The organism is Candidatus Tisiphia endosymbiont of Parasteatoda lunata, from assembly GCF_964030955.1.
Classification (GTDB): domain Bacteria; phylum Pseudomonadota; class Alphaproteobacteria; order Rickettsiales; family Rickettsiaceae; genus Tisiphia.
The window spans coordinates 1887039-1911768 of sequence record NZ_OZ035003.1 but is presented as its reverse complement, the minus strand read 5'-3'; the positions used below and the strand labels follow the sequence as shown (position 1 = coordinate 1911768).

At 32.7% G+C, this 24730-nt stretch carries 23 protein-coding genes and 2 pseudogenes; 16 read left to right on the top strand and 9 right to left on the bottom strand.

Annotated features, from left to right (window positions below):
* Window positions 1-103: 103 nt before the first annotated feature.
* A pseudogene (gene tnpA / locus AAHN00_RS12010) lies at window positions 104-472 on the top strand (IS200/IS605 family transposase); the annotation flags it as partial.
* A 74-nt stretch (window positions 473-546) separates the two neighbouring features.
* On the opposite strand, the gene AAHN00_RS12005 reads toward tnpA, so the two are convergent.
* A complete protein-coding gene (locus AAHN00_RS12005; RefSeq protein ID WP_341752178.1) occupies window positions 547-714 on the bottom strand; it encodes a hypothetical protein in 168 nt (55 codons plus the stop codon).
* 168 nt (window positions 715-882) lie between these two features.
* Between AAHN00_RS12005 and AAHN00_RS12000 the strand changes: the two genes are divergently transcribed.
* Window positions 883-1773 (top strand): IS982 family transposase, encoded by an 891-nt coding sequence (locus tag AAHN00_RS12000; protein WP_250310582.1) that lies wholly within the window; start codon window positions 883-885, stop codon window positions 1771-1773.
* A 380-nt stretch (window positions 1774-2153) separates the two neighbouring features.
* On the opposite strand, the gene lepA is transcribed toward AAHN00_RS12000, so the two are convergent.
* The gene (gene lepA / locus AAHN00_RS11995; RefSeq protein ID WP_342271392.1) at window positions 2154-3956 is read right to left on the bottom strand and encodes a translation elongation factor 4; all 1803 of its coding nucleotides are present in this window, start codon (window positions 3954-3956) and stop codon (window positions 2154-2156) included.
* 83 nt (window positions 3957-4039) lie between these two features.
* Here lepA and prfB point away from each other — a divergent pair.
* Window positions 4040-5150 (top strand): peptide chain release factor 2 gene (prfB, locus tag AAHN00_RS11990; RefSeq protein ID WP_410521454.1). Its coding sequence is split into 2 segments (ribosomal slippage): window positions 4040-4102 and window positions 4104-5150, totalling 1110 coding nucleotides; the frame shifts between segments, so codons are not numbered across the junction.
* A gap of 10 nt (window positions 5151-5160) precedes the next feature.
* On the opposite strand, the gene AAHN00_RS11985 is transcribed toward prfB, so the two are convergent.
* Genes AAHN00_RS11985 through AAHN00_RS11975 form a run of 3 tightly spaced genes read right to left on the bottom strand, consistent with a single transcriptional unit; the run spans window position 5161 to window position 8466 of the window.
* Window positions 5161-6990: a heme lyase CcmF/NrfE family subunit gene (locus AAHN00_RS11985; RefSeq protein WP_410521453.1), complete on the bottom strand. Its 1830-nt coding sequence runs from the start codon at window positions 6988-6990 to the stop codon at window positions 5161-5163.
* On the bottom strand, window positions 6983-8254 hold the full coding sequence (locus AAHN00_RS11980; RefSeq protein WP_342271390.1) for an HlyC/CorC family transporter: 1272 nt from the start codon (window positions 8252-8254) through the stop codon (window positions 6983-6985). The genes AAHN00_RS11985 and AAHN00_RS11980 overlap by 8 nt, the downstream gene beginning before the upstream one ends.
* A 29-nt stretch (window positions 8255-8283) precedes the next feature.
* The gene (locus tag AAHN00_RS11975; RefSeq protein WP_342271389.1) at window positions 8284-8466 is read right to left on the bottom strand and encodes a hypothetical protein; all 183 of its coding nucleotides are present in this window, start codon (window positions 8464-8466) and stop codon (window positions 8284-8286) included.
* Between the two features lie 682 nt (window positions 8467-9148).
* Here AAHN00_RS11975 and lepB point away from each other — a divergent pair.
* The 7 genes and pseudogenes from lepB to recO (AAHN00_RS11930) all read left to right on the top strand — a co-directional run bounded on the left by lepB (window position 9149) and on the right by recO (AAHN00_RS11930) (window position 15089).
* Window positions 9149-9952, top strand: a complete 804-nt coding sequence (lepB, locus tag AAHN00_RS11965) for a signal peptidase I (protein ID WP_342271387.1) — start codon at window positions 9149-9151, stop codon at window positions 9950-9952.
* Complete coding sequence (gene rnc / locus AAHN00_RS11960) at window positions 9939-10649, top strand: ribonuclease III (protein ID WP_341755121.1); 711 nt, start codon at window positions 9939-9941, stop codon at window positions 10647-10649. The genes lepB and rnc overlap by 14 nt, the downstream gene beginning before the upstream one ends.
* 26 nt (window positions 10650-10675) lie before the next feature.
* Window positions 10676-11569 (top strand): GTPase Era, encoded by an 894-nt coding sequence (gene era / locus AAHN00_RS11955; RefSeq protein ID WP_342271386.1) that lies wholly within the window; start codon window positions 10676-10678, stop codon window positions 11567-11569.
* Window positions 11570-11571: 2 nt separating this feature from the next.
* Window positions 11572-11796: pseudogene (gene recO, locus AAHN00_RS11950) on the top strand (DNA repair protein RecO); the annotation flags it as partial.
* Between the two features lie 506 nt (window positions 11797-12302).
* Window positions 12303-13307, top strand: a complete 1005-nt coding sequence (locus AAHN00_RS11940) for a transposase (RefSeq protein ID WP_342271385.1) — start codon at window positions 12303-12305, stop codon at window positions 13305-13307.
* A 44-nt stretch (window positions 13308-13351) separates the two neighbouring features.
* Window positions 13352-14614 (top strand): IS256 family transposase, encoded by a 1263-nt coding sequence (locus AAHN00_RS11935; protein ID WP_342270914.1) that lies wholly within the window; start codon window positions 13352-13354, stop codon window positions 14612-14614.
* A gap of 46 nt (window positions 14615-14660) precedes the next feature.
* Window positions 14661-15089: a DNA repair protein RecO gene (gene recO, locus AAHN00_RS11930; protein WP_342271384.1), complete on the top strand. Its 429-nt coding sequence runs from the start codon at window positions 14661-14663 to the stop codon at window positions 15087-15089.
* An 18-nt stretch (window positions 15090-15107) separates the two neighbouring features.
* Here recO (AAHN00_RS11930) and rpoD read toward each other — a convergent pair whose 3' ends face one another.
* Genes rpoD through AAHN00_RS11915 form a run of 3 tightly spaced genes read right to left on the bottom strand, consistent with a single transcriptional unit; the run spans window position 15108 to window position 19431 of the window.
* Complete coding sequence (gene rpoD, locus AAHN00_RS11925; RefSeq protein WP_342271383.1) at window positions 15108-17024, bottom strand: RNA polymerase sigma factor RpoD; 1917 nt, start codon at window positions 17022-17024, stop codon at window positions 15108-15110.
* A gap of 17 nt (window positions 17025-17041) precedes the next feature.
* Window positions 17042-18814 carry a DNA primase gene (dnaG, locus tag AAHN00_RS11920; protein WP_342271382.1) on the bottom strand — a complete coding sequence of 591 codons (1773 nt, stop codon included), beginning with the start codon at window positions 18812-18814 and terminating at the stop codon, window positions 17042-17044.
* A complete protein-coding gene (locus AAHN00_RS11915; protein WP_342271381.1) occupies window positions 18811-19431 on the bottom strand; it encodes a diacylglycerol/polyprenol kinase family protein in 621 nt (206 codons plus the stop codon). The genes dnaG and AAHN00_RS11915 overlap by 4 nt, the downstream gene beginning before the upstream one ends.
* Before the next feature lie 76 nt (window positions 19432-19507).
* Here AAHN00_RS11915 and greA point away from each other — a divergent pair, with 76 nt between their 5' ends.
* The 6 genes from greA to AAHN00_RS11885 all read left to right on the top strand — a co-directional run bounded on the left by greA (window position 19508) and on the right by AAHN00_RS11885 (window position 24183).
* On the top strand, window positions 19508-19999 hold the full coding sequence (gene greA, locus AAHN00_RS11910) for a transcription elongation factor GreA (RefSeq protein WP_341752303.1): 492 nt from the start codon (window positions 19508-19510) through the stop codon (window positions 19997-19999).
* Between the two features lie 350 nt (window positions 20000-20349).
* The gene (locus AAHN00_RS11905) at window positions 20350-20997 is read left to right on the top strand and encodes a dienelactone hydrolase family protein (RefSeq protein ID WP_341752166.1); all 648 of its coding nucleotides are present in this window, start codon (window positions 20350-20352) and stop codon (window positions 20995-20997) included.
* 250 nt (window positions 20998-21247) lie between these two features.
* Complete coding sequence (ubiB, locus tag AAHN00_RS11900; RefSeq protein ID WP_342271380.1) at window positions 21248-22636, top strand: 2-polyprenylphenol 6-hydroxylase; 1389 nt, start codon at window positions 21248-21250, stop codon at window positions 22634-22636.
* Window positions 22633-23448 carry an exodeoxyribonuclease III gene (gene xth, locus AAHN00_RS11895; protein WP_342271379.1) on the top strand — a complete coding sequence of 272 codons (816 nt, stop codon included), beginning with the start codon at window positions 22633-22635 and terminating at the stop codon, window positions 23446-23448. Before ubiB ends, xth begins: the two co-directional genes overlap by 4 nt.
* A gap of 47 nt (window positions 23449-23495) precedes the next feature.
* A complete protein-coding gene (locus AAHN00_RS11890) occupies window positions 23496-23789 on the top strand; it encodes a nucleotidyltransferase domain-containing protein (protein WP_341747307.1) in 294 nt (97 codons plus the stop codon).
* The gene (locus AAHN00_RS11885; protein ID WP_342271378.1) at window positions 23776-24183 is read left to right on the top strand and encodes an HI0074 family nucleotidyltransferase substrate-binding subunit; all 408 of its coding nucleotides are present in this window, start codon (window positions 23776-23778) and stop codon (window positions 24181-24183) included. The genes AAHN00_RS11890 and AAHN00_RS11885 overlap by 14 nt, the downstream gene beginning before the upstream one ends.
* A 298-nt stretch (window positions 24184-24481) precedes the next feature.
* On the opposite strand, the gene AAHN00_RS11880 is transcribed toward AAHN00_RS11885, so the two are convergent.
* Window positions 24482-24679 carry a hypothetical protein gene (locus AAHN00_RS11880; protein ID WP_342271377.1) on the bottom strand — a complete coding sequence of 66 codons (198 nt, stop codon included), beginning with the start codon at window positions 24677-24679 and terminating at the stop codon, window positions 24482-24484.
* Between the last annotated feature and the right edge of the window lie 51 nt (window positions 24680-24730).

The window sequence follows — 24730 nt, the reverse complement described above, 5'->3', positions numbered from 1 at the left end:
TGATAGGTAAGCCACTAGTTTGACTAGTGAGACCATCAAGGCTTGGCCTTTAGATTTAGTATAAAGTTAACCACTCTGCACTGCAAGTGCAGAGTGGTTAACTCCAAAGTGTCGTAAAAAAGAATTGTACGGGAAGGTTAGAAAATATCTTGGGAACGTATTCCATGAGTTAGCTTTTCAACGTGGGAGCAAGATCATAGAGGGGCATATGGTACAAGATCATGTGCATATGCTCATCAAGATTCCTCCTAAATATTCTGTAGCTGAAGTAATAGGCTATATCAAGGGGAAAAGTGCTATAGCCGTTGCTAGGCAGTTTGGTGGACGAAAACGTAATTTTAATGGAGAAAAGTTGTGGGCTAGAGGTTATGCGGTCTCAACTGTAGGATTTGAAGAGAATCAGATCAAACACTACATTAAGAATCAAGAGCAACTTGATAGTTTAGGCTCTGACGAATCAGGAGAATTTTAATTAACAATGGCAGCCCTTTGGGCTGCTCATAACCGTCAAGCCCCTCGCTTTGCGAGGGCGTTCTGACTAATATTTTAAAAAAGTTTCACTGATTTGTTATGAAGCAACATAATTCCTGTAATAAAAAATGGAGCGAATATAGCCTTTACTTCATGCAACAATGCTTCATTACTAACTTCTTGTTGCAATTCTTCTCTAATTAAATCAAAGATTTCCTGCAAACTTTTACCACCATCTATCATTTGTTTAAAAACATATTTGGTATAATTAGAAACTGGTATAGTAACCTCAGTTTAACGTAAGACGTCAGTTCGGGATAAGATATAGATGAAATAGTAATAGATAAAAGGATTGTCAAAAAGGAGTGCCTGCAGTATTTATATTTTTAAACAAAAAAACAAACTACAGGCATGAAAAAAGATATCACAGAATTATATAGTTTTATAGATGATTTTTGTAAAATTTATTTGGAGTATGAACAGAGAAAGTTATTACCATCAAATAAGCAAAGAAATCGCTGTTGTAGCATGAGTCTAAGTGAAATGTTAACAATAATAATTATGTTTCATACATCCTATGCTAAGAATTTTAAATTTTTCTATAAAAGTTATATAGAGTGCATGCATAAGGATGATTTTCCCAAAGCCTTGAGTTATAATAGATTTGTTGAATTAATGGCACGATTATTCATACCGCTAAATATGTTGATTCATTTGTTGTTTGGTGAGGAAACAGGTATTTATTTTATTGACTCTACAACGATTAAAGCTTGTCACAATAAAAGGCGTTATAGCAATAAAGTTTTTAAAGGATTAGCCAAACATAGTAAATCCTCTATGGGGTATTTTTATGGTTTTAAATTACATGTAATAATCAATAATAAAGGGGAGTTTATGGCATTAAAAGTGACCAAAGGCAATGTAGATGATAGGGTTCCAGTACCGGAGTTAACAAAAAGATTAACTGGAATTATAGCAGCTGATAAAGGTTATATTAAGCAAAATTTGTTCTTAAATTTATATGAAAGAGGCTTAAAAATGATTCATGGAATTAAGAAGAATATGGAAAATAAATTAATGGATTTGAAAGAAAAAATCTTACTTCGAAAACGTAACTTAATTGAAACAGTTTTTGATTATCTAAAAAATAAAATGAACCTTGAACATACTAGACATAGATCACCAATAAATGCCTTTGTCCATATATTATCTACTCTTGTTGCTTACTCATTAAAGAAAAATAAACCTTCAACAAAATTTGATTTTAATCTACATGTTCACAATATCCTTATCCCGAATTGACGTGTAAGGAGCAATTTTTGTGCTTTTAATTTATTAGGCTTTATTGCTGGTTTGCGTGGCTTGAAGCAATAAGCCACAAACCCTGAGATTTATATTAGACCTTATATCTTAAAAATGTGTTATGAAGCATTAAGAGAGTTGAGAAAATTTTTATATTACACTATCAAATGTTGTAAAGTAGCAAGATTATCAAAATTAATGTCTCTTCAGCAACATTTATTCAATTTATTTGATCTAACAATGCCCCAAATGACAAAATCTGCAAAATGATAAAATGTAGTCAGTAAAAAAATTTAATTTTCTATCCCATACACCGCATACTAACCTCATTTTATGGCACAATTTTGATCCTATCCATCTCGAAGATAAGTCGCGTGATATCACTCATCTCCTATTTTAAGAGCAGCTATAAAAGCAGATTGAGGTATCTCAACATTACCAATATTACGCATACGTTTTTTGCCAGCTTTTTGTTTTTCCAGTAATTTACGCTTACGAGTTATATCACCGCCGTAGCATTTAGATAAGACATCTTTACGCATTGCTTTGACAGTTTCTCTAGCAATTATTCTACTACCAATAGCAGCTTGAATAGCGATCTGAAATAATTGCCTTGGAATTAAATCGCTAAGACGTTTACACAACTCCCGCCCCCGATATTCTGATCTTGAACGATGGACTATAGTAGATAAAGCATCAACTGGCTCACTATTAACCAAAATAGATAATTTTACCAAATCACTTTCCTGATAAACATCTATTTCCCAATCAAAGCTAGCATAACCTTTTGTGTAACTTTTTAACTTATCATAAAAATCAAATACTATCTCATTTAACGGTAATCGGTAAATTACCATAGCTCTACCGGCTACATAAGTTAATTCAATCTGCACCCCTCTTTTATCGGTACATAAAGATAACACATTACCTAAAAACTCATCTGGTACTAATATTGTTGCCTTAACCCAAGGCTCTAACATTGAGTCGATATTTTGCACAGGTGGCAAATCAGCTGGATTATGTATTTCTAATTGATTTCCATCACGCATATTAATCTTATAAATCACACTAGGAGCGGTGGTGATCATATCAAGGTCAAATTCGCGTTCCAATCTTTCTTGTACTATTTCAAGATGTAGTAACCCTAAAAACCCACAACGAAAGCCAAAACCTAAGGCTGTTGAACTCTCTGCTTCAAATTCAAAGCTAGCATCGTTAAGTTTTAATTTAGCTAAAGAATCTTTTAAATGCTCAAATTGCGAAGCATCTGAAGGATATAAACCACAAAACACTACCGGTAAATGCGGCTTAAAACCAGGCAGAGATTCCTGACAAGGTCTTTTCTCGTCAGTTATTGTGTCCCCAACTTTACAATCAGCAACTTGTTTTATTGAAGCAGTAAAGAAGCCTATTTCTCCTGGGTATAAAATATCTGATATATGTTTTCTAGGAATAAAATACCCAACATTGTCAACATTATAAGTAGAATTGGTAGCCATCATTTTAATACGCATATTCTTGCGTAAAACTCCATCGATAACTCTAACTAAAATTACTACCCCTAGGTAAGAATCGTACCAGCTATCAACCAATAATGCCTTTAGAATATCTGTTTGATTAGTTTTTGGACATGGCAGCCTATTAACAATTGCTTCCAGTACCTCCTCTATTCCTATACCACTTTTTGCAGAAATCAATAATGCATCGCTTGCATCTATGCCAATTACGTCCTCTATCTGTTGCTTAACTTTATCAGGATCAGCAGCTGGTAGATCAATTTTATTTAGGACTGGAATAATTTCATGATTATTATCGATCGCTTGATAAACATTTGCTAGAGTTTGTGCCTCAACACCTTGGCTACTATCCACTACTAACAAAGAACCTTCACAAGCAGCTAACGATCTACTCACCTCATAAGAGAAATCCACATGACCAGGAGTATCCATTAGGTTTAGATAGTAGGTATTACCATTTCTTGCTTTGTAAGTTAATCTAACAGTCTGTGCTTTGATAGTGATACCACGTTCTTTTTCTATGTCCATTGAGTCAAGTACCTGATGACTCATTTCCCGAGCTGCCAATCCTCCACAATATTCAATTAACCTATCTGCTAAAGTAGACTTACCATGATCAATATGAGCGATGATTGAAAAATTTCTGATAAACTTTTGATTATTCATTGTATATGCGATATAATGTTAAAATTAGAAAGAAGTTTTATCTTTATATAATAAAATTCCATTTTATAGTAGGAAATTTAATAGTGCGTGCTGAAATTGAACATTATGTAAAAAACATTGAACAGTCTTTAGAACTGCTCAGGAGGTCACTTTGATTTTGATAATGCAACCAAAAGGCTTGTAGAGCTAGAAAATATATCAGAAGATCCAGCTTTGTGGAATAATCAGGAGAAGGCCCAAAATATTCTGAGAGAAAAAAGGCTTCTAGAAACTAAGCTTAACTCGTTTAAACAACTTCAGTCTAATTTTACGGAATGTTTAGAACTTGAGGATTTGGCATTTACTGAAAATGATCAACAAGTTTTGCAGCAAGTTCAAGAAGATTTAGGGAAACTATCTATTATTGCCGGAAAATTTGAGACTGAATGCTTATTTTCTGGAGATTTTGACAGTAATAATTGTTTTCTAGAAATCAATGCTGGAGCTGGGGGGACAGAGAGCCACGACTGGGCATCAATTATGATGCGTATGTATTTACGCTTCGCTGAAAGACAGGGATTTAAAAGCGAGATTATTCATCTTATTAACGGTGAAGAAGCAGGAATCAAATCATGTACTATTAAAATTAATGGCTACCAAGCATATGGTTGGTTTAGAACAGAATCTGGTGTGCATAGATTAGTTAGGATATCACCTTTTAATGCTGCGGGCAAAAGGATGACTAGTTTTGCTAGTAGTTGGGTATACCCAGAGATTGATGATAGTATTGCAATTGTAATAGACGAAAAAGATCTTAGAATAGATACTTACCGCTCTTCTGGCGCTGGGGGACAACACGTAAATACTACTGATTCTGCAGTAAGGATTACCCACTTACCTACTAATATCGTAACACAATGTCAAAATGATAGGTCACAGCATAAGAACAAAGCCCAGGCTATGAAAATGCTTAAAGCAAGGCTTTATGAAGTAGAGTTAAAGAAACGTACTGATGATATTAATGAACAGAATGCATCCAAAACTGAAAATGGCTGGGGACATCAAATAAGATCTTATGTATTGCAACCTTATCAGATGGTTAAGGATTTACGTACCAATCATGAAACTTCTGACACTAAGGGTGTACTTGACGGGGATTTAGAGAAATTCGTTTCAGCTAGCCTATCAATGAGTGTTGGTAATATTAGTAATTAAGAAAAAACTGTCATTTTTTCAATAATCCGATTAACAATCCTCCAGCTGTAAGCATAATAGATAGCCAAATAAGACTCATCATCGGTTTGTAATATATTTTTGCATGAATTACATCATCGTCAATTTTACTTAATACTGCGTAAAGATCATAAGTTAAATAAGAATATATATTACTTTCTTGGGATAGTTGTTTTTCTATTATATATAATCTATTCTCAGGCTTTAAGATGGTGATATTATTTTGTTGATCCTCAATCCAAAATTCAGCAATTTGCCGATAATAATTTTGGGCTGAGGATACTCTCATATCTTTTAAGGTAACTTCAAACCCACCGGCTGTTACCTTGTCTCCAACTTTTCCTATAAAATCTACTTCACTTTGTAATAATGAATTAAGAGTAATAGTTAAAACAAGTAAGCCAAAGCCTAAATGCCCTAAGATCATAGCAATATTAGCTTTTAGTTTGGTTCTAAAAAAATTGCTTTTTGCTAATATATAATAACAATTTTGTATTATTAGAAAAAGAGAAAATGTCACGGCACATGCTGAAATAAAACCATACTGAATTTGGTATGAGCTAATAACAGTTATTGCAAAAGAACTAGCTAAAATTAGTAGCTGTTTTTTTCTGGTATTATAAGCAATGCCAACTAGTAGAACTGTTGGAATAAGGAAGATTATAAAATTATTAATAAAGAATATTTCACTAATGGTAATAGATTCTTGGTATAATAAAGAATAAACTACTGGGTAAATGGTGGCACATAGTAATATTACTAGGGCTGTTAAGAAAAATATACTACCCCAAATAATAAGTTTGTACTTAAATTTATGCTTGTCTAATCCTGTAGAATCAGGTTGAGTGATATTTTGTCCTTTTACTAACAGTAACACTAAGCTTGATATAGCAATAATAGCAAATATTACCAACATGTAGATTGCTCGCTCAGGTGATGAGGCAAAAGAATGAATTGAGGTGATTAGCCCTGAGCGTACCAAAAACGTACTAAATACTACCAATAAAAAAGTGATGATTGATAAGGTTATCGTCCAATTTTTCATTTGCCCAGATTTTATCGTTACCAAGATGGAGTGATGTAGAACGATAGCCGACAGCCATGGTAGCAGGGAAATATTTTCTACTGGATCAAAAAACCAAAAACCACCCCAGCCAAGCTCTCTATAAGCCCACCATGATCCTAGTGCTATTCCTAAGGTTGAAAATAGCATTCCTAAATTGGTAAATATTTTAATTGCTCTGAGATTAACAAAGTCTAAACTAGACGTAAGCAAGATTACGCAAGCAGATGTGAAAGGTACGACGTAACAGACATAGCCTAAATATAATATAGGGGGATGTATTATTAGGGCAATATCTTGCAGCATGGGGTTTAAGCCGAGTCCCTGGGCGGGACGGAAGGATAGGCTATCAAATGGGTTAGAGGTAAAATAAATGAAACTACCGAACAAGATTTGTATTAGTGCTAGTACAATTATGTGATAGAATTGAATTGGACGGCTATTGAATAGTGCAATATAAATAACAGCTATAGTTTGTAATAAACATAGCCATAATAGGATAGACCCTTCATGACTTGCCCAACTAGCAGCAATCTTAAATCCTAGAGGCTTTAATGTACTAGAATTAAAAAAAACATTCTGTATAGAAAAATCTGATATGATAAATCCATATACTAATAGCAAGAAAGATAATAATGTTGACAGGAAACTAAGGTAGAAAAAAAAAGTAGCAGAACGATATAAATATAAAGAACTAACAACTGTTAGTATGCTGAATAAAATTGCAGATATTTGTAAATAATTGCCAAGACTACTTATCACTTTCAGATTCTTTATTTGGCAGAATAATGACTTTTATGCTATCAAGTCTGTTACCTATTTTTTTGTTAATAGTGATACTTAAATTAAATATCTTGATAGATTCTCCTTGATTGGGAATACGCTCAAGTTTATGGATAATTAAGCCAGCTATGGTATTTGCGTCATCATCAGGTAGACTCCAATTTAATTCTCTATTTACATCTCTTATGGTTACAGATCCATCAATAATAAACTCCTCATCAGATTTTTTTACAATTGTGTTAATAGGATAATCATGCTCATCGATAATAGGACCAACAATCTCTTCTAGAATATCTTCTAGAGTAATAATACCTTGTAGATCACCATATTCGTCAACAACACAGGCAAAATGGCTCTTTCTTTCTCTAAAAGCATGAAGTTGATGAGTTACCAAAGCATTATCAGGTATAAACCAAGGCTGATTTACTAATTCTTTGATATTAATTTTTTTTGCATCGTTATTTTTTTCATAAAGAGCCCGGAGTAGATCTCTCATGTGAAGTACGCCAATTATGTTGTCCTGAGTGTCCTTCCATAATGGTATTCTTGTATGGGGGCTAGATAATAATGCTCGCCTCACTATCTCCTCTTTAGGCAAATCTACATTAATGGCTACTATGTTACTTCTATGTATCATAATTTCAGATACTGTCATTTTTCTAATATCTAATATACCCCCTAACATGTCACGGTCAGATTTATAAACATTACCTTCTTGATGATAATGTTCAATAACTCCTCTGACTTCTTCTGCTCCCGAGATATTTTGTTGTAGATTAATACGGAAAATAAAACAGAACAGCTTAACTATAACTTCAAAAATAGAATTAATTGGTTTCAAAAGCTTTAGGAAAAATATAATTGCTGGAGAAGTGAATAATGCTAACTGTTCTGCTTTTGCTACAGCAATAGCTTTAGGTATTATCTCGCCGAAAACAATTATCACGAAAGCCATCACTGCTGAAGCTACGACAGTGCCACTATCACCTAGCCAATCGATAAATATACTTGTAGCAATGGTAGTGCAAACAGTATTAAGCAGAGTATTACCAATCAATAATGTGCCAATTACTTTTTCTTTATTCTTGAGAACTTGTAATACAGTGTTACGTTTAATAGCTTTTCCCTTAAACTTTTGTATTTTCCCCGGAGAAGACGCGGTGATGGCCGTTTCAGTAGCTGAAAGCAGTGCGGCACATCCTATCATTAGAACAATAATGATTGTCAAAAAAATAGTCATTGATCCTTGTATAAATTATTAGCGTAAATCTAATTATATTGGCAACTGTGCAATTCCCCTAATACTTTTTTATTATGCTCTTGCCTTAAACTCATGCTACAGGGCTTATTTCTTTTCTTGCCTGAATTTGCTAAAAAATAATTTTGATTATTTTTATCAAAATACTTACAAAAATCATCAATTGAATAGAATATTTCCTCTAGGGAAGCCAACATAGTTACCTCTTTAATTGTCAGTTAAAATTAGTAACTTTAATTCACTTCCCACTACACTGCAACCCGTATATCTTTATATAATCCTTCTACACTTATATCGAACTCAGGTTAACTAATCAACTGATGTAATGAAATAACATTAGACTTCTTTCGAAACTCTACTTTTGCTGCTGATTTGTACGTCGATGCGGTACTCGAATCCTCACGTACATTAGAGTACGCTGGGGTTCTGCGTTCCGCGTCTCCTTCAAATCCCTCAGCACAAGCGAGTTTCAAAAGAGGTCATTGTAGAGGTAAACAGAATATTAAGAGATTCCAACCTAGAATATGCGAAAGAAAATGATAATGATGGTAAATAAGACAACCTTAGCTTACAAAAAAACTGATTTATCCAATGGCTCTTTGAAGGCGACTAGTTGATAAGTATAGTTTGTAAGCCAGCGAATTCCATCAGGGTTGTAGAGTAAATTTTATCTGTATTATTGAAAATATTAATAAAATTCACTTTGCTATAAGCCGGATACATGGCTGCATTTGCTTTTTTGCTATTGACGTTATTTTTTTTCTTGCATTATAGGGTAGATCCATACATGAACTAGGGGCGATTCAAAAATTGCTGGATTTAAACATAGTAATAAGGTATTGTAGGCTGAATTTAGTTCGTTATTAAATAATAATTATGCAAACAACAACTGTGGTTACCAACAAAAAAACACAAATTAAAGAATATACTTCTTTTATCTTTACAATATTTTTGGCACTGATGATAAGATTTTTTGTCATGGAACTTTTTTTTGTGCCAACAGGTTCAATGAAAGCAACAGTGCTAGAGAATGATTATATTTTTTCAACAAAATATTCTTATGGATATAGTAATTACTCTTTTCCTTTTAGTCCCAATATTTTTAATGGGAGAATATGGGCGTCACAGCCACAAAGAGGAGATATAATAGTTTTTCGCCCACCAAATAATATGGATATTCGATTTATAAAAAGATTAATAGGGCTACCTGGAGATAAAGTACAATTAATCAATGATGTAGTGTATATAAATGATAAAGCCATAGAACGCACTGAAATTGGTACATATACAAGTGAAGAAGGAAAAAATTATATAAAATATAAGGAAATGTTACCTAATGGTGTAAGTTATTTTTCTTATAAATTAAAACAAAATAATCATTCATTAGTAAATAAATATGGTAATACGGAAATCTTTTATGTACCTGAAGGTAAGTATTTCTTTCTTGGAGATAACAGAGATGAATCGAATGATAGTAGGATAGATCTAGGATTTGTACCGTTTAAAAATTTTATTGCCAAAGGACAATTTATTATTTTTTCTACAAAAGAAGAATTATGGCAAAGTGATATTGGGATAATTAATCAAATACTCCGTGTTGGTACTTGGCTGGCATCTATTAGATTTAACAGAATATTTACGTCCCTTTATACAGATAAAATACAAAATGATAACAAGTAAAGAATCAGCTCTTTCTGCTCCGGAAAAGCTTGAACAAGATATAGGATATAATTTTAATAATAAAGATATTTTACTTGAAGCGTTAAGTCATCCTTCTCTTAAGCAACATGTACTAAAGCATGGAATTCAAAAAAACTATGAACGTTTAGAATTACTTGGTGATGCAATAATTAATTTTATCATTACTGAAATTTTATTTAAAAATTTCTCTACTTATGATGAGGGGAAATTAGCAAAAATTAGAGCATATCTAGTCTGTAAAGAATCACTTTGCAAAGTAGCTGCAAAAATCAATTTGTCAGACTATATTATTATGACCCATGGCGAGGAAGTATTAGGGGGAAGACAAAATCCTAATAATATTGAGAATACTATGGAAGCATTAATTGCTGCCATTTATCTTGATAGTAACATTGATACGACCCAGAAAATAGTATATAATTTGTGGTATGAGTTTATATCTATTACTGATTTAGCTGATTATGACCCTAAAACTACTCTTCAGGAATTAGCACAAAGAAAGGGAATTGAAAGACCCGTGTATGAAGTGATAAAAAGAGAAGGATCACCACACGCATCTATCTTCACTGTATTAGTAAAAATGGAAGCCTACCAACAAACTGGTACTGGTCATTCAGTTAAAGAAGCAGAAAAAGTTGCTGCCCGTAAATTAATGAACTACCTCAACAATTTGTAAAGTTGTAAAGTTGTAAAGTTTAATCCGTGAAAATATCTCAAAAGACAATTTCTCTATGTATAATCGGCAAACCAAATGCTGGTAAATCATCATTATTAAACAAGCTTATTGGGCAGAAAATATCGATAGTAACGAATAAAGTTCAGACAACCCGCTCTATTATAACCGGAATAGTTACCATAAAAGATACGCAGCTGATAATATTAGATACGCCAGGTATATTCGAGCCAAAGAAACAGCTGGAAAAAGCAATGGTACGATGTGCATGGTCAAGCTTACATGGCGTAGATTTAGTTTTATTGATAATAGATAGTACGAAACCTATTGATCAATTTACGTTACAAATACTTAAAAAGTTGCAAACTCTTAAAATAAATTTAATATTTCTGTTGAATAAGATAGATATTTCTTCTCAATATACAGGAGAAATAGAAAATATTATAAGCTCTCAGTTCATAGATGCTAATATATTTAAAATATCCGTTTTAAACGGAGAAAATATCAATAACCTACTAAATTACATACAAAGCCAAGCAGAGTTGTCGCCTTGGCTATACGAAGAAGATGATGTTACTAACCTACCTATGCGGTTTTTAGCAGCTGAGATAACTAGGGAACAATTATTCTTGAATCTCCACCAAGAATTACCTTATAATTTAACTGTTCAAACTGAAATGTGGCAGGAGAATAATGATAAGTCTATTAAAATTCATCAGGTCATAGTGGTTTCAAAGAATTCTTATAAGACTATTATTTTAGGAAACAATGGTTGTAAAATTAAAGAAATAGGATCTAAGGCAAGAATAGAGATGCAGCTAGCTTTTGATTGTAAAATTCATCTTTTCCTTTTTGTGAAAGTACGTGAGCTTTGGGAAAATGATCCGCACTCATATAGCCATATGAGATTGAAACAAGTTTAAATATGAATTTTAAAGATATAGGTATAATAATTGCCAAAAAACCACTAAAAGAAAATACGGCTATTATTACAGTTTTTACTGAGAATCATGGCTTATATTTTGGTGTAATACGAGAAACATCTAAAAAATTTGGTTCTGTAAATCAACAAGGTAATATTGTTGATTTTTTTTGGCAAGCTAGATTACACGAGCATCTAGGAATGGCTAAATGCGAATTACTCAATAACAACCAGCTGAAGCTGGTGGGTTGATATCTAGACTGGAAGTCGCTATTACTCTAAAGAGATATTACTAATGCCTGTGCTATCTCTCTGATCCTAATTCTTATAAGTTACCCTGCAATACTTTGTAGCGATATTTAGTGATCCAAACAACATGAAAGCGATGGTAAAATACAGTGTGGCTAGTCTTGTTATAATCTGTCATATATGATATTTTAATATACATGAAGAGCTTGCTCTTATGTATATTAAAATATCATATATTCAAGTTATAGTGAATTGAAATATTAGAACAAGGACTGAAGTCTTTCCCAGCTGAAGCTGGGGGTTTTAACCAAAAAGGTGACTATAAAATCTTACGCTGGTCTTTTAATAACTAATAAAATTAAGCTTTACGCTTTTAATTCAATTATTAGCCTTATTAAGATGGCATTTCATGAAAGAGAAAATCACAGGAGTTTCGCACTTAGCAAAAAATATGTTAATCTAGCAAGAAAGAGTTTTAGTTAAGCATGGCAAGATCAAAATGTAGCAAAGACTTATATAAATCATTTTTACAAGCAAGTAGCGTAAGATATAGTGGTAAAGCATTATCTGAAGTAAGTCCAATAAACCTATCTCATGATAGTGCAAGTCGATGGTTAAATAGTAAGGATTTCCGCCCTAGCGGGATCTACAGAGAAGTGTCAAAATATATTGATAGGGAAGCTTCTTGTTTATTAGTGGGAGATGACACGTTATTGTCAAAGCAATACAGTAAGAAAATTGAGCTTGTACATTATCAATATTCTGGAGCTGTACATGATGTTATACCTGGTATAGGGATGGTCAACTTACTGCATTACAATGCTAAAACTGATCAATCTACCCCTGTAGATTATAGAATATATGATAAAGAAACTGATGGAAAAACAAAGAATGAGCATTTTTGTGATATGCTTACTTTAGCTAAGGAAAGAGGGATCAATCCTGATGCAGTAGTAATGGATGCGTGGTATAGCGGTTTGGAGAATTTGAAACATATACGTAATTTAGGTTGGACATGGGTTAGTAACCTAAGAAAAAATAGAAAAGTTAATCATAATGTTAGCTTAGAAAGTTTAGAGATTCCTGATGAGGGACTAAAAATTCACCTACGTGGATACGGTTGGGTTACGGTATTTAAGTTTGTGGCAAAAAATGGTCGCATTGATTACATAACAACTAACTTAGAAAATCCAACACGTGAACAAATAGAGAAAATTGTTAAGGCACGGTGGTCTATAGAAGTTTATCATCGAGAATTAAAACAAACTTGTGGTATTGAACGCTGTCAGGCACGCACGGGTCGAGCTCAGAGAAATCATATTTGCCTTGCTGTATTTGCTTGGCTCGATATGAACAAAAGGAGGATAAATGAAAAAATTACTTTATATCAACAAACTTGGGAAGTTATAAAAACATCAATTCAGAACAACATTAGATGCCTTTTAGCGAGTCTGTCCTATAGTTTGTGTAAGTTGCAAAGAAAGCAGTAAGAGATTACTGTAAAAAAAGTAACTTAAGCAAGCAAGGAGGAATTATGGCTAAAAAATTAGATACAGATAAAGATACATTAGACATCAGTAATCAGCTAGTAGAAGAATTATTATCAAAAGCAGATCCATCGGAGTTATTTGGTCGAGATGGTTTATTTCAACAGCTAAAGAAGCAAATAGTTGAGAAAATATTAGCAAGTGAGTTGGATCATGAATTAGGATATTCAAAACATAGCAAGATGCCAAAAGTAGATAATAATCGTCGTAATGGTAGCTATGAGAAGACAGTAATTGATGGGGATGGTCGTAAGCTGACAGTAGAAGTACCAAGAGATCGGGAAGGAGAGTATAATCCTCAATTAATACCAAAAGGGCTGAGGAGATTTAATGGATTTGATGAGAAAGTGATATCCCTTTATGGTCGCGGTATGACAGTCAGCGAGATCCGAGGGCATTTAGAAGAAATATATCAAACTGATGTATCTGGTGACTTGATATCCACCATAACAGATGGGGTGATAGAAGAAGTAACTAGGTGGCAAAATCGTTGTTTAGATAGGGTGTATCCAATATTATACTTGGACTGTATCTATGTAAAATCTAGAGACAATCACATAGTAATAAATAAAGCAGTATATTTAGCACTTGCTGTAAATATAGAAGGGAAAAAGGAGTTACTTGGCATTTGGATAGGCAAAAATGAAGGTGCTAAATTTTGGATGCAAGTAGTTACTGAGTTAAAGAATCGAGGAATTGAACAAATTTATGTTGCTTGTGTGGATGGTTTAAAGGGCTTTCCAGAAGCTATAAGCAGTGTATTCCCGAGTACTATAGTACAATTATGTATTGTACATATGGTTCGCAATTCAGTAAAGTATGTGTCATATAAAGATTTAAAAGAGGTCACATCAGATCTAAAACAAATTTATACAGCTAATAATGACGAAATGGCACGTTTAAAACTTCAGCAATTTGGTGTAAAATGGGATAAAAAATATCCGGTAATTTCTGATATTTGGCAACGTAATTGGTCTGGGATAATACCGTTTTTTGCCTTTCCTGAAGAGATCAGAAAGGTAATTTATACTACTAACACTATAGAATCTGTAAATCGTCAAATTAGAAAAATTATCAAAAATAAGGGGGTGTTTCCAGATGATAAGTCAATTCAAAAAATAATATTTTTATCCCTACAAAATGCAGCCAAAAAATGGACCATGCCTATTAAAGATTGGTCTTTAGCTTTAAATCAATTTGAAATACTTTGTGGAGATTTTAAATATGATTTATTGGAAAATAAAAAATGAACTTACACAAATTAAATGATTGACTCCTTTTAGCTGATTCGCAATTTTGCTAACTGCGAAACTCCTGAATCACAATAAATTTTTTCCAATTTTTGTAAAATATTTAAGTAGTCTAGCAAATAATTTTATTTTTGAGGAATATATTAAATTTGAATTAGCCATACTTCAAGAATCAGGTTATGGTCTTGATTTGCATAAATGTGCAGTAACAGGTACTAGGGAAAATCTATCTTACGTCTCGCCAAAATCTGGAAGAGCTGTATGCTTATCAGAGGGATTACCATATCAAGACAGGCTTCTAATCTTACCACAATTCTTAACCTCCACTAATAGCCAAATTACTAATAATGATAAAAAACAAGCTTTTAATTTAACTACATATTTTTTTAACCGGTATTTCTTTCACAACCAACAACAACTACATGTACGAGAGAATTGCATAGAATATATTATTCGATTTGCAACATTCACATAAAATAAAACCTATAGAAAATCAGCCTCCAAAAGCAGATTCTGAAGAATTGTTTTGCTTTCTAGAACCACCCCGAAAACTACTAAGTTTTTTAGATCTAGTCGGATGCTTCAATTTGCGTAGTGCTTTGGACTCTATTTGCCTAATACGTTCCCTAGTAACGTTGAATTGTTGTCCAACTTCTTCTAGTGTATGATCGGTACTCATTCCTATACCAAATCTCATTCTTAAAACTCTTTCTTCACGAGGAGTAAGAGTTGCTAAAACTCTAGTTGTGACCTCTCGTAAGTTCGATTGAATTGCTGCGTCAAGCGGTAATATAGCATTTTTGTCTTCAATAAAGTCTCCAAGATAACTACCATCATCATCGCCTATTGGATTTTCTAAGCTAATTGGTTCTTTAGCTATTTTCATTACTTTTCGTACTTTATCAACTGGCATAGAAAGGCGAGCAGCAATTTCTGCCGGAGTCGGTTCATAACCTAGCTCGTTAAGCATTTGCCTAGAGGTACGAATAATTTTATTGATCGTTTCAATCATATGCACGGGAATACGTATGGTTCTAGCTTGATCAGCTATAGCTCTAGTAATAGCTTGCCTAATCCACCAAGTAGCATAAGTGGAAAATTTATATCCCCTACGATAGTCAAATTTATCAACAGCCTTCATTAACCCAATATTTCCTTCCTGAATTAAATCTAAAAACTGTAATCCACGATTTGCATATTTTTTAGCAATTGAGATAACTAGACGCAAATTAGCCTCTATCATAGCTTTTTTTGCCCTAAGGACTTGTCTTTCACCCTTTTGTATTGTATGCACTAACTTTTTAAATTCAATAATTGGCAAACCAATAGTCATTTCCATGGTTTTTAATTCACTAATCATTTGATCAATAGCATCAGATTCTTTAGCAAGGAAATTCTTCCAATTAGATTGCTTATTTTTTTGCATTTGCCTTTTCCAGTTTTCATCAATTACTGCTCCCATATATTCATTTAGGAAGTTCTGACGACTTATGCCATATTTTTCAGCTAATTTAAGGAAGTTCCCTTCTTTAGTTACTAATTCTCTATTTAGACTATATATTCTATTAAGAATTTTTTCTGTCCTTTTAGAGTGAAAATGGATACTAGAAATTTCAATAATTAGTAATTGTAGATTTTTGGCATATTTTTTGTTATCATGCAATCCCTTAGGTTGAGGATAACGTGTGTAATGTTTTTTTGCTTCAATTAACAACTCTTCAGAAAGTCTAGAAACTCTTTCCATACGCTTGACAACACTAGGTAATAACTGTAACTCAATAGTAGCTATTGATAAATTACTAGCTTCTTCATGTTCTTCATGATCTGATTCTATATAATTATTTTGATTCTCTTCAGAATTACTATCATCCTCGTTAACCATATTAGCTTCTAGATCAATCAAATCTCGGAGTAGTATTTTTTCATTAACTAAATCTTCATGCCATTTTATAAAGAATTTCATCGATATTGGATTTTCACAAAGTGACTTAACCATTATCTCTTTGCCTTCTTCAATATCTTGGGCTACTTCTATTTCAGCCTCACGAGAAAAAAGCCCAACTCCTCCCATATCTCGTAAATATAACCTTACTGGATCATCGGTTGTACCTAAGTTTTCTTCTTCACTTTCGTCTTCAGGCTCACGATCAACATTATTAGACAGTTTAAATTCATCATCTACATTAATATCAAGTTTGATCTCATCATCATCACCTTCTATAATATCAACTCCAGCCTCAGAAAACTTTGATATTACCTTTTCTAGATCTTTTACTGATATATTATTAGTCATTGGAATGACTTTATTTAGATCATAATAAGTGACTGCAGTGCCTTTTTCTTTAGCTGTTTTAACTAGGTTATCAACTGCAGTACTTTTTACATCTATTTTCTCTTTTGCTTCTGTCATAATTTATAAACCTTGGGTCAATTAGTAAAAGATTCGTTTAGATTATAAATCTCTTTGGAGATTTTCAAAATTTCTTCTCGATATAATATAGCTTTTTTTAGCTCTTCGTCTGAGCCATTTTGAATAATTGAGCTATATTCTTGTTTTAATAGTACTAGGTGATGTTTTTTATGCAACCATTGCCAAAGTAAGTCAGAATCGATATCGTCCTGATTAAATGACAAATCTAGAAATAGATTATTGGATTTTGACAATACTGAAAAAGTGTCATAAAATCCAGTTTTTTCTGCCAAAGCAATAATATTTTCCTGATCTAATATATCGTTGCTAATAATTTCTGCAAAATACCAATCACGAAAAGCTTCAAGCATTTTATTTTGGAAATTTAACGTTAACAAGAAATCCTTTATTTCTTGCTTTTTGGTCATTTCAGGAAATTTAACCAATATTATACAAACAGCTTGTTCTAATATTTCGATTTCTGAATAGTTAGGAGTGGTAGATGTAATATTTGAACTTGTTATAGTTAGTTTATTTTGCCGTTTAATTAAATTTTGCCATATTTGATCTTTAAAATATCGATAATAATTATTGCTAAGTAGTTTATCCTTTATTTGTTTACAATAATCTCCAAGATTTCTTTCCAAAATAGCTTTGTCTTCTGGAGTTGAAAAAGTCTTACCTTCATATTCGGAACGCCAAATCATTTCAGATAGATTAATTCTTTTATCAAAAATTTGTGTGAAACTTCCCGCTCCATTTTTATTTATAATATCATCAGGGTCACTTCCGCTAGGTAACATCACAAAGGAAATTTTCTTATTGCCATTTATCCGAGGTAGTACTAGATTAATTACCCGATGGGTGGCTTTTATTCCTGCTATATCACCATCTAAACAGAGTACTATTTCATCTCCGGCACGCCATAATTTTTGTAGGTGATTCTCTGTAACCGAAGTACCAAGACTTGCCATTGCCTCTTTAAAACCAGCTTGGTGCAAGGCAATAACATCCAAGTACCCTTCAACTAAGATTGAATGATTTTTTTTATAGGCAACACTAATTGCATTATTCTCCCCATATAATGTTTCATTTTTTTGAAATAATATGGTTTCCGGAGAATTTAAATATTTAGGTAACCCATCACCAAGCACTCGCCCTCCAAAACCAACTACTTTATTATAAACATTTTTAATCGGAAAGATTATCCGATTATAAAATATCTCATATATTGTACCATCATCTCGCTTGCCCACTAAGCCTGCTTTTTGAATTTTTGTCAAAGATATTGATTTTTTTTCAAAAAATTTCTGTAATGCTTTAGCTGGAGGAGCAAAACCAATGGAGAATTCCTTAATTGCTTCTTTACTAATACCGCGGTCATGTAAGTAGCTACATACTTCTTGTGACAATTGTGATGTAAAAAATCTTTCAGCCATCTCTAAGATATCAAATAGTTCATCCGATTCTTCATAGAGTTTTTGTTGTGCTGCTGTTAATTTAGGCAATTCAATGCCATAATCATTAGCAAGTTTAATGGCTGCTTCCTTATAAGATAAACCGCTAAAGTTGGAAACAAACTTTATAACATCCCCGTGAACAGCACAGCCAAAGCAATAATAAAACTTCTTGGCATCATTTACAGTGAATGATGGAGATTTTTCAACATGGAAAGGACATAGTCCCAAGTAATTTCCAGATTTCTTAGTTAAGACTACTTTTTGTCTAACAACATCTGATAAATTAATCCGAGTTCTAAGAAGTTCATAAAATTCTAATGGAATTCTCATAAACTTAAAATAAAGGTGAATATGATTGTAGAGAAGCAGTAGCTAAGAGGTATTAATAAATTATCGTTTATTGATAACTCTTTTGAGTAGAATTCACTAATAGTAGCAACTATAGAACTAATTATAATAACAGTAAAACTAGTGTGATAGCCGATGAAAAAATACACTAATATGCTAATAAAAATTGCAGAAATTAGAAAGGCAATAGAACCTTCCAATGACTTGCCATTTTTTAGAGGCGTACCTATTTTTGTGCCCACTAGTGCAGCAAGACAATCAGCTATTATCAATATAAGCCAAGATGAAATCGCTAAACCTTTTGAAAATAAAAGAGCAGTTAAGAAAAATCCAACTACCATAAAACTGCTACCACTTAGTCTGAATAAACCACTCTGTTCTTCAGGTCTCATAAATTTTCCAAGAAATTTATCTGTAAATTTCTTAACATATAAATTATAATGCCTTGTAATATCTATATATAATACACATATTATAAGTAGAAATAATAGTGTAGTAACAACTAATTTAGATGAAAATAAATAAAAAAGTGGTATAATCAAGCTGTATAAGTGGAAAGTTTTACGTTGTATTTCAAAATTAAAGAATTTAGTTTGCATAATAACCTAAAAGGCCTATTTGACAAAGTTTGACACAACAAATATACTAGAAAACTTAACTTAGACAAGACATATTATTATGGCAGATTTTCCTATTACACATAAAGGGTTTGATAGTTTAGAAAAAGAAATTAAACATCTTAAACACATAGAACGACCAAAAGTAATTGAAGCTATAGCAACAGCTAGAGATTTTGGAGATTTATCTGAGAATGCAGAATACCATGCAGCACGGGAAAAACAAAGTTTTATTGAAGGTCGTATTGTGGATCTTGAAGATAAAATAGCAAGAGCTAAAATTATTGATACCTCAAAACTCTCCGGTGATACCATAAAATTTGGGGCATTAGTTAAGTTGATCGATGATGAAACAGAGGAAATAGTTATATATCATATTGTTGGAGAGTATGAAGCAGATATAACCAAAAAGAGGGTATCCATAGTATCGCCAATTGCTAAGGCTCTCATCGGTAAAGGGGTCGGAGATATAGTAGAAGTAACCACTCCTAAAGGTTCAAAATCTTATGAGGTTTTAGAAGTGTCCTATCAAGAATTAGTAGATATTTAAGATAATAACTATTAGTGCTAGCTTATTTATATGTTATAACCTGAATTCGATGTAACTTGTTACATCGAATTCAGTATTGTATATAGAAACAATCAGGTTTGAAGCGGTTCTACTCGATAATCAAGTTTTTTAGAATTATTAAAAAATACGTCATTGCGAGGAGGCACTTTGGTGGCAACGAAGCAATCCACAAAAAATATAATAAGTAATTTGGATTGCAGTGTCGCCACTAAAGTGGCTTCTTGCAATGACGTTTGACTAAAAGTTGTATACATCTTACTAATTTTGTGTGCATTGCCTAGGTTAACGGGGTGTTACCCCTGTGGAAACTTTTTAAGAGCTTAAAAAAAATGATTAAAAATGAAATATTATCTTACCCAGAAGTAAAAAGTTTGAATGGCCAATGTAAAAAGCTTGTTGTGTTGTTACATGGGCTTGGTTCAGATGGGCATGACTTAATAAGCTTAGTTCCCTTTATATCTAAGGAATTGCTAGATTGTCATTTTATTTCGCCGCATGGAGTTGAAGAATTTGATAATGCACCGTATGGTAGACAATGGTTTAGTCTAAATGATCGTACTCCTCATGTAATAGGGGAATTAGTTGCTAAAAATAGTGGTTTAGTTACAAAGATAATTCAAAAAAAACAAGCAGAACTAAATTTAACTAATAAAGATACTATCATAATTGGTTTTTCACAAGGCACTATGATGGGACTATATTTAAATTTGGTACAAAAAGAGCCTTTTGCTTGTGTGGTAGGCTTTTCTGGTAAATTAATCGCCCCATTAGAATGTATCAATAAAACTACGCCAGTTTGCGTAATACATGGCGAATTAGATGATGTGGTGGATGTAAGTAGCATGGACGAGATAATAGAATATTTACAGAAATATAATATTGATCATAGTAATTACAAGATACCAAATCTTATGCATTCTATTGATGATAGGGGACTACAATTTGCCGTCAAGTTTATAAATACTAAAGCACAGTAAATTGTAATACGACGTTTTTTTAAGTACTTAATCCCAAGGAGTTTAGCAGATGTTTTACTCTTAGGTAAGTAGCTTAAAACTTCAAATCATTTGAGTATACTCAGGTAGAACTTCAAGAATTGGCGTTCTCGCGACCAAAGATCTCCGCTGCTCCGTTACTATGTACGCCTAGCAGCTCGACTTTGCTACTGCCTAGCTCTTCTTGAAGTTATACTATCGTCTACCAACTCTTCATTTACGAGCAGTATATATGATTAGCTTATTATTGAATTTTTTATATATATTAAGAGTAGTAAGCAAGCAGCAAATACTGACTTATCCTGGTACAATAAGATTACCATCTAGGTTAAAAATGCTTGGCTGGATGATAACCGTAGTATTTTATCCAATTGGTTTATTTAAAACACCAAAAGATGATTTTGGTATAAGGTTAACCGATTGTTTTAAAAAATTAGGTCCTGTTTATATAAAATTTGGTCAAACTCTTTCCACAAGACCGGATCTTATAGGAGTTAAGATTGCCAATTATTTGCAGTCTCTTCAAGATAAGTTGCCACCTTTTAGTAGTAGTATAGCGCGAAAGATTATTGATGAGTCTTTTGGTCAAAGTGCCGATGAGTTATTCTCCGTCTTTGAGGATATACCAATTGCAGCAGCTTCGATTTCTCAAGTACACAGAGCTAAGTTGAAGTCTGGTGAATTCGTTGCAGTAAAAATATTACGTCCGAGAATTCATCATACATATAATAAAGATATTAAACTTTTATATATTTTTGCTAAACTAGTAGCAAGAATATTTATAAAATTTAAAAGATTGCGACCAGTAGCGGTAATAGATGTATTTAATACTACTATGAAATTTGAGCTTGACCTACGTTTAGAAGCAGCAGCAGCTTCAGAACTATCTGATAATCTGCAAGATGATGTTGATATATATATTCCTAAAGTTTACTGGCAACTGACTCATGAGTATATAATAACCACAGAATGGGTAGATGGAATATCAATTTATGCTCGAGATAAGCTTATAGAGCAGGGCTTAGATCTAACTAAAATAGCCCAAAGATTTGCTACAATATTTTTTAACCAAGTATATAGAGATGGTTTCTTTCATGCAGATTTACACCCCGGCAATATTTTAGTTAGGTCGGATGGTAGCATAGTATTACTAGATTTTGGTATTATGGGTAGGTTATCTGATAAAGACAGAATGGCAATTGCTGAAAGCCTATTTGGTTTTTTAAATAGGAACTATAAGTTAGTAGCACTTGTCCATCTTAGGGCTGGTTATATTCCTCAGAATACTGATATTGATCTTTTTGCTCAGGCGTGTAGAGCAGTAAGCGAACCGATTATAGGATATGCCGTTAAAAATATTTCCATAGGTAGGTTACTTGCACAATTATTTAAAATCACCGAAGATTTTGGTATGGAGGTACAACCACAATTGCTATTATTACAAAAAACTATAGTAGTAGTTGAAGGGGTAGGGCAGCAGCTTGATCCGGAAATTAACGTATGGCAGCTTATAGAACCATGGATCAAGAAATGGGCGGCTAAGAATCTTAGCCCAGAGGCAAAAATTCTTAGAATTCTAAAGCATGTTGTAGTGGAAATATTGGAGAGATTTAATAAATGAAAATAGTAACCTGGAATATTAATTCTGTACGCTTGCGACTGAGTTTGCTCAAAAAGCTAATTGATGAACATCAGCCTGATATTATATCTCTGCAGGAGATTAAAACAATTAATGAACTATTTCCTTACCAAGCTATTAATGATATGGGCTACCAGCATATATATTGTTCAGGAGAGAAGTCTTATAATGGAGTAGCAATTTTATCAAAATTGCCTTTTACCAATAAATTCATTCTTGAATTGTATAATAGCGATAAAAGGCATGTAGCAGTAGAAGTTTTAGGTATTGAGATACATAATTTTTATGTACCGGCTGGTGGTGATATAGCTGATGTGAATGTTAATGAAAAATTTAAACATAAATTGGCATACGTAAAATTAATACAAGAATGGTTAACCAATAATCGGAGTAAAGATAGTAAGATTATCATAACGGGAGACCTAAATATTGCCCCTCATGAGCATGATGTATGGTCTAGCCGTCAATTGCGTAATGTTGTCAGCCATACAGACATAGAGCGTTCAACTCTGTCGGAATTACAGGCTTCCTTAGGTTTTATCGATAGTAGCCGCTATTTCATACCGTATAATGAAAAATGTTATACTTGGTGGAGTTATAGAAATATAGACTGGCAAAAATCTAATCGGGGACGTAGATTAGATCATATTTGGACTAGTTCTAACTTACAAGATAAGATGCTATCTGTTAGCTCCTTATCAGAAGCTAGGAATTGGCTTATGCCCTCTGATCATGTACCTTATTTTTTAACATTGAGTAGTTGTGTGGGGGTAAAAACCTCAATTTTGGATTAATTTCATTAATCTAGATAATAAAAAAACAAGAAGTATGGGATTAATAAATGAAAGTTCAGGATTATAAATTTTATAATGATTTAATATCACAGATTGTGGTTGAGGAAGTTTGGTTATTTGGTTCTAGGGCAAGGAACGATAATCAGGATAGAGCAGATATTGATTTAGCTATAGTATGTCATAATGCTACTACTAAGGATTGGTTGAAATTACAAGAAATTGTTGATAATGCTGATACACTCTTAAAAATAGATTGTATAAGGCTTGACGAATTAGAGGATTCATCAGACTTAAAATTATCTATAATACGAGAAGGGGTGAAATTGTATGAAAGATCCTAAAATAGAGTTAGGTTTCTCAAAGCTAAGTAGAGCTTTAATATCTTTAGAAGATATTGTATTTAAGCCCGTGCTAGAAGATCGAAGTAATATAGATGCTACCATTCAAAGATTTGAGTTTACAATAGAACTATTTTGGAAATTATTAAGGGTAATTCTTGAAAGCAAAGGAGTAGAAGTGCAATATCCTAAAGATGTTTTAAGAGAAGCATTTAAAGGACATCTGATTGATCATGAACAAGAGTGGTTAAAAATGCTGCTAGATAGAAATATTACCTCTCACACTTATGATGAGCAGCTAGCGGATAAAATTTATAATAATATTAGATCTTACATTCCCACATTAAGAAGTACATTTGATAAATTGAACTTTCTTAATCACTTACCTTACGTATAATCCCCATGGCGATTTAAAAGTTATAGGAAAAACAGCCTAGCGTCATTGCAAGGAGGCATAAGCCGACGAAGCAATCCATTTTTTTTGAGTCTTTCTAGTCCGTCCGCCAAAAATATTTAAAGCCCCCCATAATCTATGATTGAATAAAATTTTTACAAAAAAAAATCTAATATTTGCACTAAAATTAAAAATTGTTTTCAATTTTATTGAAAAATTTCTGTTTTAGTAAAATTTTTACATGAGCTTATTGTTAACGATTTTTTTTAATCGTTTAGCAAGTTTTTTAATGATAATTTTTTTATGTAGAGTTAGGCATGATGTGTAAATGATTGGCAATACATCGTAAATTCAAACCTATAGCAGAGATTATTGGATTGATCACATCTCCTATCACACCCTTCAAGAAGTTTCTGCCCATCCTGCCATATTGTTTCAAATGCCCTATTATTGGTTCTATAGCACTGCGTCTCCTGATCATACACTTGTCTTCTTTCAATAACTTTTTCCGAGTTTTTGGGGTATATACCTTACTCTTCTCTTTAACATT

Coding starts and splice junctions, on each gene's coding strand:
- AAHN00_RS12005 (WP_341752178.1), bottom strand. CDS start 714: ATGATAGATGGTGGTAAAAGTTTGCAGGAAATCTTTGATTTAATTAGA.
- AAHN00_RS12000 (WP_250310582.1), top strand. CDS start 883: ATGAAAAAAGATATCACAGAATTATATAGTTTTATAGATGATTTTTGT.
- lepA (WP_342271392.1), bottom strand. CDS start 3,956: ATGAATAATCAAAAGTTTATCAGAAATTTTTCAATCATCGCTCATATT.
- AAHN00_RS11980 (WP_342271390.1), bottom strand. CDS start 8,254: ATGACTATTTTTTTGACAATCATTATTGTTCTAATGATAGGATGTGCC.
- lepB (WP_342271387.1), top strand. CDS start 9,149: ATGCAAACAACAACTGTGGTTACCAACAAAAAAACACAAATTAAAGAA.
- rnc (WP_341755121.1), top strand. CDS start 9,939: ATGATAACAAGTAAAGAATCAGCTCTTTCTGCTCCGGAAAAGCTTGAA.
- AAHN00_RS11940 (WP_342271385.1), top strand. CDS start 12,303: ATGGCAAGATCAAAATGTAGCAAAGACTTATATAAATCATTTTTACAA.
- AAHN00_RS11935 (WP_342270914.1), top strand. CDS start 13,352: ATGGCTAAAAAATTAGATACAGATAAAGATACATTAGACATCAGTAAT.
- rpoD (WP_342271383.1), bottom strand. CDS start 17,024: ATGACAGAAGCAAAAGAGAAAATAGATGTAAAAAGTACTGCAGTTGAT.
- dnaG (WP_342271382.1), bottom strand. CDS start 18,814: ATGAGAATTCCATTAGAATTTTATGAACTTCTTAGAACTCGGATTAAT.
- AAHN00_RS11915 (WP_342271381.1), bottom strand. CDS start 19,431: ATGCAAACTAAATTCTTTAATTTTGAAATACAACGTAAAACTTTCCAC.
- AAHN00_RS11905 (WP_341752166.1), top strand. CDS start 20,350: ATGATTAAAAATGAAATATTATCTTACCCAGAAGTAAAAAGTTTGAAT.
- ubiB (WP_342271380.1), top strand. CDS start 21,248: ATGATTAGCTTATTATTGAATTTTTTATATATATTAAGAGTAGTAAGC.
- xth (WP_342271379.1), top strand. CDS start 22,633: ATGAAAATAGTAACCTGGAATATTAATTCTGTACGCTTGCGACTGAGT.
- AAHN00_RS11890 (WP_341747307.1), top strand. CDS start 23,496: ATGAAAGTTCAGGATTATAAATTTTATAATGATTTAATATCACAGATT.
- AAHN00_RS11885 (WP_342271378.1), top strand. CDS start 23,776: ATGAAAGATCCTAAAATAGAGTTAGGTTTCTCAAAGCTAAGTAGAGCT.